The organism is uncultured Thiodictyon sp. (assembly GCF_903946935.1).
Taxonomy (GTDB): domain Bacteria; phylum Pseudomonadota; class Gammaproteobacteria; order Chromatiales; family Chromatiaceae; genus Thiodictyon.
Genome location: NZ_CAJAXH010000249.1, coordinates 52,015 through 65,741 on the forward strand (window position 1 = coordinate 52,015; position 13,727 = coordinate 65,741).

Below are 13,727 nucleotides of genomic sequence, written 5' to 3' on the forward strand. Positions count from 1 at the left end.
GAAAATTGTGGCTGGAAAATGGCGCTGATACATTTTCACTGCCACGCCGAAAGATGAGGTTCAGAGACATGGGAATCTTATTCGACAAAGACTGGAAAGTGGCCGATCCCACCTATTCGCAGCGTTTTGGTAATTACCAGGTCTTTCTGGACTCGGTGAACCAACAACAGGTCATGCTGGCGCTCTGGAACGCGGCCGGACATTTCCGCCATCCCTGGACAAGAGAAATCCTAGATGACGCAGCCTCACCCCAAGGGGTGCATGATGTGCTAGTTGAACAAGGTGTCCACCAACCGGAAGACCTCAGGCAAGGTGGTTTCACATTGCACTTTACCATGCGCAACGATCGTGGGCGCGCCTATCACTTTTACGTGCAGCAGAATAATAGCGGCCAACTCAGCATCATCGAAATATCCTTCATGGAACGAGGTAGCCTTACCAGCGTTTACTACCAGTGACTGGAGCGCGCTCCCGGCGCAACTTTCGCGGTAAGCCCGCTCGCCACGAGTTCGCGATAGGCGGGCCGGCCGCGTCCGGCAACCAGTCGAGACACACACCGGGGCTTGACTCCTATGGAACCCACCGCCGCACCACCGACGGCAGAACCGCACCAAGAACTGACCATCGGTGAGGCACTATCGCTAGCCATCTCACTGCACGAAGCCGGTCATCTGGAGCCCGCGGCTGAGATCTACCAGCGCGTACTGGAGGTGGCGCCCGAACATCCGGATGCGCTGCATTTCCTGGGAATGCTGGTCCATGCCCAGGGAGACACGCCGGAGGCGCTCCGGCTCATGAGCCGCTCGGTCGAGCTGGCCCCGAATCATGCGGGCTTTCACAACAATCTCGGCAACCTGATGCTCGAAAACGAGCGGTTCGCCGATGCGGACCGCGAGTATCGTGCCGCGCTCGCGCTGGACAAGAACCGCCCCGACACGCTGCATAACTACGCGGTGCTCTTGCGGGCGTTCGGACTCTATCGGGAGGCCGAGCGATGTCTGCTACGCGCCATCGAGCTCGCGCCGGACTTCACCGACGCCTGCATCACCCTGGCCAGCCTCTATGACCAGTACGGGCGCAGCGAGGACGCGCTGGAGCACAGCACCGAGGTACTCAAGCGCCGGCCGCTGGACGCACGTGCGCGCGAGATACAGAGCATGGCCTATCTCCGCCTCGGGCGTTTCGAGGAGGCGGCCGCGGTCTTTCACGACTGGCTCGCCAGCGAGCCCGACAACCCGCGGGCATTGCACCATCTGGCTGCCTGTACCGGTGAAGGGGTCCCGGTGCGTGCCTCCGATGCCTATGTACAAAGCGTATTCGACGCCTTTTCACATAGCTTCGATGCGAAATTGGCGGTGCTGCAATACCGCGCCCCGACCCGGGTGGGCGAGACGATTGCCGCCCACCTCGGCGCCGCGGCCACCGACCTCGCCGTGCTCGACGCCGGCTGCGGGACTGGTTTGTGCGCCACCCTGCTGCGGCCCTTCGCGGCCCGGCTGGAGGGCATCGATCTGTCTGCCGGGATGCTGGAGCACGCCCGTCGGCGCGACCTTTACGACGCGCTCTACCAGGCCGAACTGACCGCCTTTATGGACACGCACCCGAAGCGCTACGATCTGGTCGTGTCGACCGATACCTTGATCTATTTCGGTGAGCTTGCAGACGCGATGCACGCGGCTGCCCGCACGCTGCGCCCTGGGGGCCACCTGTGCTTCACGGTCGAGGCGCTCGCGCCGGACGCGACGACCGATTACCAGTTGTACCATCACGGCCGCTATGCCCATTCCAGGGAGTATGTGACGACCGCGCTGGCGCAGGCAGGTCTGGCGCTCGTTAAGATCGAGCGCGAATCGCTGCGCCACGAGCGCGGCGAGCCGGTCGCCTTCTGGCTGGTGCTGGCTCAACAACCGGGGGCTTGATCATCGTTCCGGCGCCGTCGATCACCCTTCGGGGAGACCGCTCGGCATCGCGCCAGCCTGATCGGCCCGAAGGGCGACCGACACCCCGGCAGGGACCGCTCCGACCGGCCACGAATCAGGACGCATCCCATGAGCGCGGGTTATGCGTGAAGAACACCAGTGACCGGCGCCGCCCCGGCGACCGGTCCCGCTGGCGACCCGCCACCGCTAACGCGCGCCGTAACTCGACATTCGGCATCGAAACGTCGGGTTACGCTGCGCTAACCCGACCACGCCTGCGCCTGATCGGTTCCGATCGCCCCGCCTTTTCCAGCTTCCTGTTAGGATATGCGGCTTCGCCGAGCATCTGAGTATCTAACACTATGTCCGAGACCTTGCGTATCGCCACCCGCAAATCACCGCTCGCCATGTGGCAGGCAGAGCACGTGACCGCCGCCCTGACGGCCATCCATCCCGGATTGCGGGTCGAGATCATCGGGATGTCCACCAAGGGCGACCGCATCCTGGACGCGCCGCTCGCCAAGGTCGGCGGCAAAGGCCTGTTCGTCAAGGAATTGGAGCAGGGGATGCTGTGCGGCGAGGCGGACATCGCGGTGCACTCGCTCAAAGACGTGCCGGTGGAACTGCCCGAAGGACTGCACCTGGCGGCGATCCTGGAGCGCGAGGACCCGCGGGACGCCTTCGTCTCCAACCGCTTTGAGTCGCTGGATGACCTGCCCCAGGGTGCCTGCGTGGGCACCTCCAGCCTGCGCCGCCAGTGCCAGCTCGCCGAGCGTCGCCCGGATCTGCGCATCGAACCGCTGCGCGGCAACGTCAACAGCCGTCTGGCCAAGCTCGACGCCGGTGACTACGACGCCATCATCCTGGCCTCGGCCGGGCTGATCCGCCTGGGCTTCGAGTCGCGCATCCGCAGCCGTATCACCGCCGAGCAGAGCCTGCCGGCCATCGGCCAGGGCGCCATCGGCATCGAGTGCCGTACCGACGACCCGCGCGTCAATGCCCTGATCGCCCCGCTGCACCACCAGGAAACGGCCCTGCGGGTGCGCGCCGAGCGGGCGATGAACCTACGCCTGCACGGCGGCTGTCAGGTGCCGATCGCCGGCTTCGCGACCCTGGCCGACGGGCGCCTGCACCTGCGCGGCCTGGTCGGCGACCCGGACGGCTCCCGCACCCTGCGCGCCGAGGCCGAAGGTCCGCAGGAGGACGCGGAGGCATTGGGCACGGCAGTGGCAGACGCGTTGCTGGCCCAGGGTGCCGGGGAGATCCTGAGCGCATTGCACGAGGAGTCATGAGCCCCAGCGGTCAACTGGCGGGGCTTGGGGTCCTGGTGACCCGGCCCCAAGCCCAGGCCGCCGGCCTGTGCCGGCTGATCGAGGCCGCCGGCGGTCGGGCGCTGCCCTTCCCGACCATGGAGATCCAACCGGTCGCCGATCCGGCGTCGGCGCGCGCGCTGCTCGCCCAGGACTGGGACCTGATGGTCTTCACCAGCCGCAACGCGGTGGAGCTGGCCCTGGCGCTGGGGTGCGACGCGACCTGGCCGCGGGCGGCCCGGCTCGCGGCGATCGGGCGCGCCACCGCGGCCTCGTTGACCACGGCCGGGCGCGCGCCCGACCTGGTCCCGCCCGAGCGCTTCGATAGCGAGACCCTGACGGCGATGCCCGAGTTGGCGGCCATGACCGGCCGGCGGGTGTTGATCGTGCGCGGGGAGGGCGGACGTGCGTTGCTCGGGGAAGTGCTTGCCTCACGCGGTGCAACGGTCGAGTTCGCCGAGGTCTATCGGCGGGTGCGCCCGGCCGTCGACCCAGGCCCTTTGCTTGAACAGTGGCCGACGCAGGTGGGGCTGGCGATTGCCACCAGTGACGAGGTGCTGCTCAATCTGGTCGAGATGCTGGGCGCCGCCGGGCGCGACCTGCTGCTCGCCACGCCCCTGGTGGTGATCAGCGAACGCACCGCGACGACCGCGCAGGGCTTAGGCTTTCGCACGGTGCGGGTGGCCGAGCGCGCCGAGGATCAGGCGATCGTGACGGCCTTGGGCGCGCTGGCGGGGGAGGGCGGTCGCCGTGGCCTTTGACTGATTGGCCGAAGACGTGAGTAACACGTTAAGGCGGCCTGGCTCCCACGCTCCCGCGTGGGAGCAAGAGCGGGCGCTCCGCGTCCAGTAGGCAGACCGGACGCAGAGCGTCCGCGCGGCATTCCCACGCTGGAGCGTGGGAACGAGAAAGATCCCGGAGCAGCGCCAGCCCGAGGCCAGCGTCCGCGACCTGCTGCTGCAATGGCTGCCGAGCCTGCCGGGTCTGGTCCTGGCCTTCACCCAGCACGACGCCGGGCGGGAGTGCGACTACCAGGACCTCGCCCCCCTGCGCCTCACCCTGCAACCCCTGCTGAGCGCGGACCTGGACCAGCGGCTCACCGTCTGCCTGGGCGCTCATGCCCTGCCGCGCCCGCTGCTCAAGGCCGTCGCCACCCGCGCCCAGGGCAGCCCCGCACTCGCCGCCCTGACCCTTTCCTCAGCCACAACAGCCGGGACAAGCCGGCGGTGCGGCAACTGGCCCAGGCGCTCCAGGCGCGCGGTCTGACGGTCTGGCTGGACGAAGCGGAGCTGGTGCCGGGGCGGCCCTGGCAGGAGGCGGTGGAAGGGATCATCCAAACGGCGCACACGGCCGCCGTATTGGTCGGCAGCGACGGACTGGGTCCCTGGGAGGCCCCGGAAATGCGCGCCTGTCTGTCCCAGTACGTGAAACGTGATTTGCCGGTGATCCCGGTGCTGCTCCCGGACGCACCCCGCGAGCCGGCGTTACCGCTCTTCCTCCAGGCCTTCACCCGGGTCGATCTGCGCGCCGGCTTGACCGATGACGGACTGAATCGCCTGGAATGGGGGATTACCGGACTCAAGCCCAACGGCCGACCCGCCCCCGCGGTGAGTGGGACTGCGCCATCGGCCGTCGACGCGCCCGCACCCGAGCCCCAACTCGACTATCTGGGCTGCCGCCACCCGGACTTTCCCGACCAGGAGGTCTTCCGCTTCCGCAACCCGCTGCTTGCACTACACCTGCGCAACCGCCAGAGCTGCCTGGACCGCCAGCAGCGTGCCCAGGCGCTCCTGACCCGGCTGGCCGTCGTGCTGCCGCCGCACAACCGCGGCATCGCCGAACTGCACCTGGTCCTGCTCGACCACGTCGGCGACGAGGACCGCCGCCGCGCGCTGGACGGCGAACTCTACTACTGGCTCGATGCCGCCCATGCCCGCTCCGCCGGTCGCGAACTCGTCGCCGATCTCAAGGCACGGCGGGTGTCGCCAGAGGTCGTTTGGGGTGCGATCGAGCAGAATGAGGGCCGCTGGCCCATCTGGCGGCAGTTGGTCTGGCTGGAGGCCTATGGCCGGCAGCCGCATGGGGTGCCGGAGGGGATGCGGGGGTTTTGGCTCAATCGACTCGCGTTGGTTCTGAAAGATGCGGGCGAGTTCGAGCGGGCGCTCGGCATCGCGGAAGAGTGCCTGGCGTATTACCGCGCGGCGGAGGGTGCGAACAGCGCGAACGCCGGGGCGGCGCTGGACGTAACAGCGAGCATTCTTGATGACCTTGGCGAACCGGGGCCGGCATTGGCGAGGCACGAGGAGGCCCTGGTGATCGCCCGTCAGGTCCTGCCGGCCGGGCATCCCGATATCGCCAAATCGCTCAACAACATCGGAGCGGCACTCAACGCCCTCGGTCGGCCTCAGGATGCCCTGGAGCGGCTGGAAGAGGCCCTGGCGATCCGGCGCAAGGCCCTGCCGGCTGGGCATCCCGATATCGCTAACTCGCTCGATAACATCGGTGCGATCCTGGCAGCCCTCGGCCGCCCCACCGAGGCCAAGGCGCGCTGGGAGGAGTCACTCGCCATCCACGCCGCGCGCGCCGCCGACCCGGCCGAAGTGATCCACTACTGTCGCCAATACGCCGACCTCGCCGCCCAGCACGCCGACCACCCCGGCGCACTCTACTGGCTCGACAAGGCCCTGGACCTGATCCCCGCCGCGCCCACCGCCGGGCTCCCGGACCCGGACGCGCTGCGCCGCGAGCTCACCCAACAGCGCGCCGACCTGGCCGCCGCGGGCGCCGGACCCGCTCCCCAGCCGTGACCCGCGGCGGGCCGGCGTAGCCCGGATGGAGTGCCGCGGAATCCGGGGACGAGCTCGCGGTAAACCGAACGATCAGTGGTGTGCCCGAGAACCCTGGATTCCGCTGCGCTCCATCCAGGCTACGGGGCCGGCGGTCGATCAGGCCGGGACCCGGTGGGAGCGGCTTCAGCCGCGACGCGACCTCGCAAGCGAACTCGGCACCCGCGAATGTGCCAGTGAAAACTTAAGGCAAAAATGTATCCTCAGCCCGGGAATTGCTCACGCCAAGGCGCCAAGCTCGCCAAGAAATACAACAGGATAGAAGCAGTGCCCAAGTCGCCCGCCAGGTTAGTGCCCCGGCGCTGATAACGCATTGAAAAACCTTGGCGAGCTTGGCGCCTTGGCGTGAGAACCGCCCTTTCTGGAGGCCGAGGGACGCTTGCGAGGTCGCGTCGCGGCTGAAGCCGCTCCCGCCGAGCCCCCTGCCTGACTTCGCGATCAAGGCTCCGGTTGCGGACGGACCGCCGCTGGCCGGAACGATGGTCAAGGCCTATGTGCCGGCGGGCCTGTCGCTCTGCCCCTCCGCGGTCATCGTAGAGACTGGGGTGGGTCTTCCGGCGCGCGAACATGGCGCGGACTCGCGTGCCGGTCGATGCTGTGCAGCATACCCCAGCCGGGCGTCCGGAACGGTGTCAGTGACTGCTGGCCCCGGCCAGCAGGTAGAATGGCGCGGTGTCGTCCCGGGTACGGGCCGCCTCCGGCGCACCCCCTGCCGGCCAACAGGTCCGTCGGGCGGGTGCCGACCAGCTAATCCAACGAGGTCGAACGATGATGGTCTTCAATCCGCTTTACTCCAGCACCCGGATGCTATCCGGGGTCGCCGTCCTGCTCTCGCTCGGTCTGTGTCAAGGCGCGGCGGCGGTCGAGAACGCCGACTTCCGTTTCGATACCACCAAGGAACTGGCCGCCGTGTGCGCGGTGCAGACCGCTGAGCCCGAGTACCCGGTGGCCCGTCAGGCGTGCCGCGCCTTTATCGAGGCAACCGGCCAATATCACGATCTGGTCAGTAAACCAGGGAAGCTGCGGCGCCTGGTCTGCTACCCGCCGACCGCCACCATCGAGGACGGTGTCAGCGCATTCAACACCTGGGCCGCGGCCCATGCCGGGGATGCAAAGGTAATGGGTGAACCGCCGGTGGTGGGTCTGGTGCGCGCACTCGCGGCCAAATATCCCTGCAAAGGGTGATCTCGCCCCCGGTCCCCCAGTCGATCGTGAAGCCCGCCGGACCGCGGCCGCTGGTCGCGTCCGTCACCGTTCAGGAGTTCCATCCATGAAGACCCTTTCGCTGAAGACCCTCACCCTTGCCACCGCCCTGATCGCAACGCTGGGCATCGCCGGCTGCGGCACCACCACCGGCACCCGCACCGCGAGCGGTGCCCTGATGGGTGCCGCCACCGGTGCCGCGATCGGTTCCTTGAGTGCGCAGGCTGGCGCCGGCGCACTGATCGGGCTCGGCGTGGGTACACTCGGCGGCTATCTTTACGATCAGCACCGCAGGGGCAACCTCTAATCCCATTCCTCATGGCCCAGTGGCAGGCGGTTGAGCATGTCTCGATACTGCCGCCACTGCGGCATTTTCTCGTCCAAGAGGGCGGTAAACCGCGCGTTGTGGTGCCGCTCCAGCAGGTGCGTCAACTCGTGGGCCACGATGTACTCAAGGCACTGCACCGGCTTCTTGGCCAGTTCGGTATTGAGCCGGATCGCCCGCGAGGCGGGATTGCAGCTACCCCAGCGGGTCTTCATGCGCTGGACGAAGACCCTTCCCGCTTGCACCCCAAGGACGGTTTCCCACCGGGCGATCAGGCCCGTCGCGGCCTCCCTGAGCTGCTGGCGATACCACGCGGCGATGACGGCCTGCCGCTTCTCCTCGCTGGTTCCTGGCCGGACCCGCAGCAGCAGGGTGCCGGGATTGAGCGCCACGCTGGGGGCGGCGTCCTCCTCAATCACCTTGAGCAGATAGCGCGAGCCCCAGAGGGAGTGACTCTCGCGGTCTAGGAACTCGCGCGGCGTCTCCCGCGCCTGCTCGCGCAGCTTGCGCTGTTGCTGCTTGATCCAGGCCAGCCGGGAGACGGCGTAGACGCGCAGGCTGTCCAGGTTCATGCGCGCGGGGGCCGCAATCCGCACCCGGCCATCCGGCGGATAGACGCTGAGATGGATATGCTTGATGTCCTTGAACACGACATCCACCGCAATGTCGCCTAAGTGGAGCTCGGTGGCCATCAGTATTCGGTCTGCGCCTTGACGATCAGAAACAGGCGCTCGACCTCGGCAATATCCGGCAACACGCCATAGAGCGCCTGCTTGATGACCAGCTCGCGGGCCTGAATACCCCGCCAGCCATCGGGGCGGACGGCCCTCACCACCGCATCGATCTTGAGCGCCAAGTCCAGGGCCGAACCGCCGGAGGCGATGTAAGGCTCCGGCTCTTCGTCGATGGCCGTATCAGCGGCTGGCTCACTGCCGGATGGTTTCAGGTTGTTGTAGAGGGCGCGCTTGCCTGGGGTGTCCAACGCCGCGGGCGTGTCGTGCGGCTGACCGGCGGCCACCCGCTGCGCCAGCTCGGCGATGCGCTTGAGATACTCCTCATACTCGATGGCCTTCGCCTTGCGCAACTCGATGATCTCTTGCAATTGCGCAGACATCTTGGCGTAGAAGGCCGGGTCGGTCAGGTGTTCCTTGATGATCTTGCTGCGGACATTGTTCTCGATGGTCTCCGCCACCGCGTTCTGATTGCCCTTCAGACGGCCCATCTGCATGGCGATGGCATCGGCGATGCCGGTCTTCACGATCAGCTCCAACAGGCCCAGGTTGTCGAAGGGCGAGATGGTGCGGGGCTCATCGGCCTCGATATAGGTATCGATGAGGTGCCGCATGTCGGCCTCATAGGGCTTCAGATCCAGACTCTCGCCGCTCGCCTTGCGAATGATCTCGCGGACGTTCAGATAGTAGTCGAGGTCCTGTTTGACCCGGGCCATATCGGCGCCGCTGTAGCCGGCGCGGTCCAGTTCGTCGGCAATGTTGGCGTAGGCGCGCACCAGGGCGACCGTCGCCTTATAGAGCGCCGCCCGTTGTGGCTCGCGTTCCGCTAGATCGGACGGGACCTCGGTGTTGCCGCAGAAGTAATGGATATGCTCCAACTCGCCCTTGGGCGGCTCCACCGGCTCGCACAGCAGCGCCAAGGCCTCCAGCGCGTCATCCAGACGCTCCCGGCCCTTCTTGAGGCGATCCTGTAGCAGCACCTCGGGGTCTGCCCCACCGGCACTGTGATCCAACTCTGAGGTATAGACCGCGATGGCGTTCTCCACTTTCTTGAAGAGGTCTTTGTAGTCGACGATATAGCCGAAGTCCTTGTCGTCGCCGTCGAGCCGGTTGGTGCGGCAGATGGCCTGGAACAGGCCGTGGTCCTGCATGGACTTGTCGATATAGAGATAGGTGCAGGGTGGCGCATCGAAGCCGGTGAGCAGCTTGTCTACCACCACCAGCAGCTTCATGTTGGCCGGCTCCCGGGTGAACAGCGCCTTGGCCTGCGCCTCATAGGTCTCGGTCTTGCTCATGCCCGGCTGGGCGTCGATGGCCTTCAGCAGCTCGGTGTAGGTGTTATAGATGAACTGGCGGTCGGTCTCGGTATTGGCGCCGGTCTCCTCCTTGGTGATGTCCTTGGCCTGCGGATTATAGGAGGTCACCACCGCGCACCGACACTTCAGCGGCGTCTTCGCAAAAAGCGTGAAATACTTGCACGCCTCATAGATGCTGGAGGCGACCAGGATGGCGTTGCCACGCTCACTCGACAGGCGCGGCTTCACGCTGAAGTCGAACACGATGTCATTCACCACCCGGTCCATGCGCGACCTGGAGCTCAATACGCTCTGCATGGTGCCCCACTGGCGCTTGAGCTCCTCCTTCTGCCAGTCGTTCAGCCCCTTGGTCTTGGCCTCGAACCAGGCGTCGATCTTGTCCTTGGAACCGAGCCGCTGGTCGATATCCCGCGCCTCGTAGATGAGGTCGAGCACCACCTCATCCGCCACCGCCTCGCTGAACTTATAGGTGTGGATATAGCCGCCGAAGACCTCCAGGCTGGTCGCCTTGTCCTTCTTGAGCAGCGGCGTGCCGGTGAAGCCGATGAACACCGCGTTGGGCAGCATCGCCTTCATCACGCGGTTGAGCTTGCCGCTCTGGGTGCGGTGGCACTCGTCCACGAAGACAAAGACCTCACCCACCGTTTGGCTCGGCTGGGCCTCCAGGTCCGTGATGAAGGCCTCGAAGTCATCGACATCGCGGCGGCCGAACTTGTGTACCAGCGAGCACAGCAGCCGCGGTGCGGCCTGGCCCAGTTGGTGGATCAGGTCGCGCCCGCTGCTGGTGCGGTAGATCGCCTCACCGGCCTCGGTGAAGACGCCCTCGATCTGCGCGTCCAGTTCGTCGCGGTCGGTGATGATGACCACCCGGGCGTTGGGATGGTGCTCCAGGATCCAGCGGGCGAGCAGCACCATCACGATGCTCTTGCCGCTGCCCTGGGTGTGCCAGATGATGCCGCCCTGCCGCTGGTGTACATGCCGCTGGGCCGCCGCCACCCCGAAATATTGGTGTACGCGGGGCACCTTCTTGATACCGCCATCGAACAGCACAAAGTCGCGCATCAACTCGATCAGGCGATGCTTCTCGCAGAGCTTGAGCAGATACTTGTCGAGCTTGAAGCGGCTGTTGTCCGCCTCGTCTTCTTTCCATTTGAGGAAATACTTTTCCTGCGTCTCGGTGGTACCGTATTTCAGCCCCTCCGAATCGTTGCCGGCGAAGACGAACTGCACTGTGCTGTAGAACCAGGCGTTGAACTCGGGTTGCTGGTTCGAGAGGCTCTGACGGATACCGTCACCAATCGACACGCGGCTGTTCTTCAGCTCCAGGGTCCCGATGGCGATGCCATTCACATAGATCACGGCGTCGGGGCGCCGCTCGCGGTTGCCCTTGAGCGTCACCTCCTCGGCGATGGCGAAGTCGTTCTGCTCGGGCCGTTTCCAATCGATGAGATGGACGGTCTCAGTGACCTTACCCGCCTCGATCTTCACCGGCACGCCGTAGCGTAGCAGCTTATAGACCGCCTGGTTGTTGCCGTAAAGGCTGCGGTTATGGTTAACCGCCTCAGTCCCCAGCTTGTGCAGCGCCACGGCGATCTGGGCCTGCGTGTAGCCGCCCTTGGTTAGCCAGGCGCAGAGCAGCCCCTCGTCGATATGGCTGTTGCCGACGCGGTCGGTCCAATCGCCCAGGTGGCGATAGCCCAGCTCGTCGCGAAACAGGGCGATGACGCGGTCCTGGGTGGTGCGTTCGGGTTGGCCGATGTTGCTCATGTCGCGCTCCGATTGATTTCTTCTTGGAGACTGTGCAGGATGGTCATGATGTCAGCGAACGCGGGCCTGTCGCCAAAAATCATTTCTGCCATTGCCCGATAATCCGCCTCGACTGCGTCGCGAACCGTCCCCGATGGCACCAAGCGAAGACTGCCCGGTTTGGCCAACTCATAGCGTGCCCAACCACGCGGATAGAAGCGCTGCTTAAAGGCCACCACACTGGCCAAGAGCTCGGTATCAGCCAGCGCCAACGCCTTGACGGGCGACTCGGCCATCTTGGTGAGGTCGTAATAGTGGCGTGAGTAGCGAGATGGTTGCGGACTTCCCTCTGGGCGATACGCCTCGTGATGCAGGATCGTCGCCTTCTCCCAGAAGGTTCGCTGCGCCTTGATCACCCGGACCGAAGACTCGCTCCGGTCGAATACTTTGGGGAACATCTCAGCGGCATAGCAGCTAATCCTTCGGTCCTCATGAGGCAGCCAGGATGCCAGCGGCCCTATCTCCAGCCGCACCTCGGGGCGTAGATACTTGTCAGAAAAGGCGGCAGGGTAAGTCACCGCAATCACATGTGGATCATTGCTCTCCACTTGACAGGTGCACACTCCATCCATTGCCTCAGCAACCAGCTCCAAGAACGGGCCGCCGATATAGGTCAGGGCCGCCGCGTCGATCGCGTCGTTCAGTTTTGCCTGCTTCGACTTGGAGCGATCGGCTAACGGGTCTTCCCCATTCAATTCTCGCCAATCGAGAATCAGGTCAATATCTTCTGAGAATCGCTCGATCAATCGGTAGACCTTAGACAGGCTGGTGCCGCCCTTGAACATCAGCACACGGGAAATTTGCGGCTCTCGAAACAGCCGGTCGAGTATCCAGGTGACCCAAAAATCCTTTTCAGCCACTGCTGGGGTCATGGCCATTTTGGCCGCGGTCTCGAAAAAGAGTTCGCGACGCTGATTAGGAGAAAAGCGAGCAACCTTATCCATTAGTCATGCTCCGCGCATACTTGCTTGATGACCTGATAAATCCAGCCCGTCACTGTTCGGGTATCCTTGAGGATACGCTCGCCGTTTACCGGAACCAGCCGCTGGCGCAGCGTCTCGATGACTCCCGGATCGACGCGATTCTTGCCCAAGGCCTTAAGCGACTGAACCAACAAACCGCTCTCCCGATATTTGAAACCGGCGTCCTTCAACACCGATCTCCTGAAGACCAGCGCTTGGTTACCGATCTCATATTGGCGGCTCGGACCATCCGAAAGATAGACCCAGCGTGCAGGGATTTGGGTGGAAAGCCCCAGCAGATTCAGGGCTGCGTCACCGGACGGCTGGATGCGCCAGTTGAACTTGCGCGCCAATGCCTGAGCCACCTCATCGATATCCGGACTCAGGTTCTGCCCGAGCAGTTCGCTGTAGCGGGGATAGTCATAGACACCATGACAGACGCGTCGGATCTTGCCCGCGCGGGTCAGGCTGGAGAGCGCCTGATGGATGTTGGATTCGCCGAACTCGGACACAAAATCGATCTTCGTGAACGCCCACCCCCTACCGCGCCCATAAATCCTTGAAAGTATTTTTTTATCAATTGATTGCATTTTTTTAGCGGGGCTTAAATTTCAGGAAACGTTAATAGTTTTTCTGAAAATACTGTGCCGTAGTGGGGGCGAGGCAAACGCGGGCTTTCTCGTTCCCACGCTCCAGCGTGGGAATGCCGCCTGGACGCTCCAGCGTCCCGAGTCAGCACGCGACGCTGGAGCGTCGCTGACTTGCTCCCACGCTGGAGCGTGGGAGCGAGAAGGGTTGGCTGGCCCTGGCCGCTCATACGAGGCGACAAAGAAGAATAGGAATGATCACGCCAAGGCGCCAAGCTCGCCAAGGAGGACAAGGGAATGATGAGACGATCCCCAGCACCTGGCGAGTGAGTCGCCCAGTGCCAATACCGCACGGAAGAACCTTGGCGAGCTTGGCGCCTTGGCGTGAGACATCTTCGTTGTTCTCGTTCCCACGCTCCGGCGTGGGAACGCCGTGCGGGCGCTCTGCGTCCGGTTTGGCCAATGGACGCGGAGCGCCCGCACTTGCTCCCACGCTGGAGCGTGGGAGCAAGAATAGAAGAATAGGAATGATCACGCCAAGGCGCCAAGCTCGCCAAGGAGGACAAGGGAATGATGAGACGATCCCCAGCACCTGGCGAGTGAGTCGCCCAGCGCCAATACCGCACGGAAGAACCTTGGCGAGCTTGGCGCCTTGGCGTGAGACATCTTCGTTGTTCTCGTTCCCACGCTCCGGCGTGGGAACGCCGTGCGGGCGCTCTGCG

General features: G+C 64.8%; 12 protein-coding genes. 8 read left to right on the forward strand and 4 right to left on the reverse strand.

Annotation, left to right across the window (positions count from 1 at the left end; genetic code table 11):
• Nucleotides 1-68: 68 nt before the first annotated feature.
• From QZX93_RS22085 to QZX93_RS22120, 8 genes are all read left to right on the forward strand, one after another.
• Nucleotides 69-458: a hypothetical protein gene (locus QZX93_RS22085; protein WP_295391326.1), complete on the forward strand. Its 390-nt coding sequence runs from the start codon at nt 69-71 to the stop codon at nt 456-458.
• Between the two features lie 114 nt (nt 459-572).
• The gene (locus QZX93_RS22090) at nt 573-1,919 is read left to right on the forward strand and encodes a tetratricopeptide repeat protein (protein WP_295391324.1); all 1,347 of its coding nucleotides are present in this window, start codon (nt 573-575) and stop codon (nt 1,917-1,919) included.
• Nucleotides 1,920-2,281: 362 nt separating this feature from the next.
• A complete protein-coding gene (gene hemC, locus QZX93_RS22095; RefSeq protein ID WP_295391322.1) occupies nt 2,282-3,211 on the forward strand; it encodes a hydroxymethylbilane synthase in 930 nt (309 codons plus the stop codon).
• On the forward strand, nt 3,208-3,990 hold the full coding sequence (locus tag QZX93_RS22100) for a uroporphyrinogen-III synthase (protein ID WP_295391320.1): 783 nt from the start codon (nt 3,208-3,210) through the stop codon (nt 3,988-3,990). The genes hemC and QZX93_RS22100 overlap by 4 nt, the downstream gene beginning before the upstream one ends.
• 136 nt (nt 3,991-4,126) lie before the next feature.
• Nucleotides 4,127-4,495: a hypothetical protein gene (locus QZX93_RS22105; RefSeq protein ID WP_295394926.1), complete on the forward strand. Its 369-nt coding sequence runs from the start codon at nt 4,127-4,129 to the stop codon at nt 4,493-4,495.
• Nucleotides 4,456-6,036 carry a toll/interleukin-1 receptor domain-containing protein gene (locus QZX93_RS22110; RefSeq protein ID WP_295391317.1) on the forward strand — a complete coding sequence of 527 codons (1,581 nt, stop codon included), beginning with the start codon at nt 4,456-4,458 and terminating at the stop codon, nt 6,034-6,036. Before QZX93_RS22105 ends, QZX93_RS22110 begins: the two co-directional genes overlap by 40 nt.
• 807 nt (nt 6,037-6,843) lie before the next feature.
• Complete coding sequence (locus QZX93_RS22115; protein WP_295391316.1) at nt 6,844-7,260, forward strand: Rap1a/Tai family immunity protein; 417 nt, start codon at nt 6,844-6,846, stop codon at nt 7,258-7,260.
• 85 nt (nt 7,261-7,345) lie between these two features.
• Entirely contained in the window at nt 7,346-7,585 is a 240-nt protein-coding gene (locus tag QZX93_RS22120; RefSeq protein ID WP_295391314.1) for a glycine zipper family protein, read from the forward strand.
• Here the strand turns inward: QZX93_RS22120 and QZX93_RS22125 are convergent.
• From QZX93_RS22125 to QZX93_RS22140, 4 genes are read right to left on the reverse strand one after another with little or no spacing between them, the layout of a single operon-like run.
• The gene (locus tag QZX93_RS22125; RefSeq protein ID WP_295391312.1) at nt 7,582-8,295 is read right to left on the reverse strand and encodes a SprT family zinc-dependent metalloprotease; all 714 of its coding nucleotides are present in this window, start codon (nt 8,293-8,295) and stop codon (nt 7,582-7,584) included. The genes QZX93_RS22120 and QZX93_RS22125 overlap by 4 nt on opposite strands.
• Nucleotides 8,295-11,417, reverse strand: a complete 3,123-nt coding sequence (locus QZX93_RS22130; protein ID WP_295391310.1) for an HsdR family type I site-specific deoxyribonuclease — start codon at nt 11,415-11,417, stop codon at nt 8,295-8,297. Before QZX93_RS22130 ends, QZX93_RS22125 begins: the two co-directional genes overlap by 1 nt.
• Nucleotides 11,414-12,400, reverse strand: coding sequence for a nucleotidyl transferase AbiEii/AbiGii toxin family protein (locus QZX93_RS22135; RefSeq protein ID WP_295391309.1), 987 nt, complete (start codon nt 12,398-12,400; stop codon nt 11,414-11,416). Before QZX93_RS22135 ends, QZX93_RS22130 begins: the two co-directional genes overlap by 4 nt.
• Nucleotides 12,400-13,008, reverse strand: a complete 609-nt coding sequence (locus QZX93_RS22140) for a DUF6088 family protein (protein WP_295391308.1) — start codon at nt 13,006-13,008, stop codon at nt 12,400-12,402. Before QZX93_RS22140 ends, QZX93_RS22135 begins: the two co-directional genes overlap by 1 nt.
• Between the last annotated feature and the right edge of the window lie 719 nt (nt 13,009-13,727).

Bases quoted from the DNA above. Each gene is read 5' to 3' on its own strand.
- QZX93_RS22090 (WP_295391324.1), top strand. From the start codon at position 573: ATGGAACCCACCGCCGCACCACCGACGGCAGAACCGCACCAAGAACTG.
- QZX93_RS22140 (WP_295391308.1), bottom strand. From the start codon at position 13,008: ATGCAATCAATTGATAAAAAAATACTTTCAAGGATTTATGGGCGCGGT.
- QZX93_RS22135 (WP_295391309.1), bottom strand. From the start codon at position 12,400: ATGGATAAGGTTGCTCGCTTTTCTCCTAATCAGCGTCGCGAACTCTTT.
- hemC (WP_295391322.1), top strand. From the start codon at position 2,282: ATGTCCGAGACCTTGCGTATCGCCACCCGCAAATCACCGCTCGCCATG.
- QZX93_RS22125 (WP_295391312.1), bottom strand. From the start codon at position 8,295: ATGGCCACCGAGCTCCACTTAGGCGACATTGCGGTGGATGTCGTGTTC.
- QZX93_RS22085 (WP_295391326.1), top strand. From the start codon at position 69: ATGGGAATCTTATTCGACAAAGACTGGAAAGTGGCCGATCCCACCTAT.
- QZX93_RS22100 (WP_295391320.1), top strand. From the start codon at position 3,208: ATGAGCCCCAGCGGTCAACTGGCGGGGCTTGGGGTCCTGGTGACCCGG.
- QZX93_RS22115 (WP_295391316.1), top strand. From the start codon at position 6,844: ATGATGGTCTTCAATCCGCTTTACTCCAGCACCCGGATGCTATCCGGG.
- QZX93_RS22120 (WP_295391314.1), top strand. From the start codon at position 7,346: ATGAAGACCCTTTCGCTGAAGACCCTCACCCTTGCCACCGCCCTGATC.
- QZX93_RS22130 (WP_295391310.1), bottom strand. From the start codon at position 11,417: ATGAGCAACATCGGCCAACCCGAACGCACCACCCAGGACCGCGTCATC.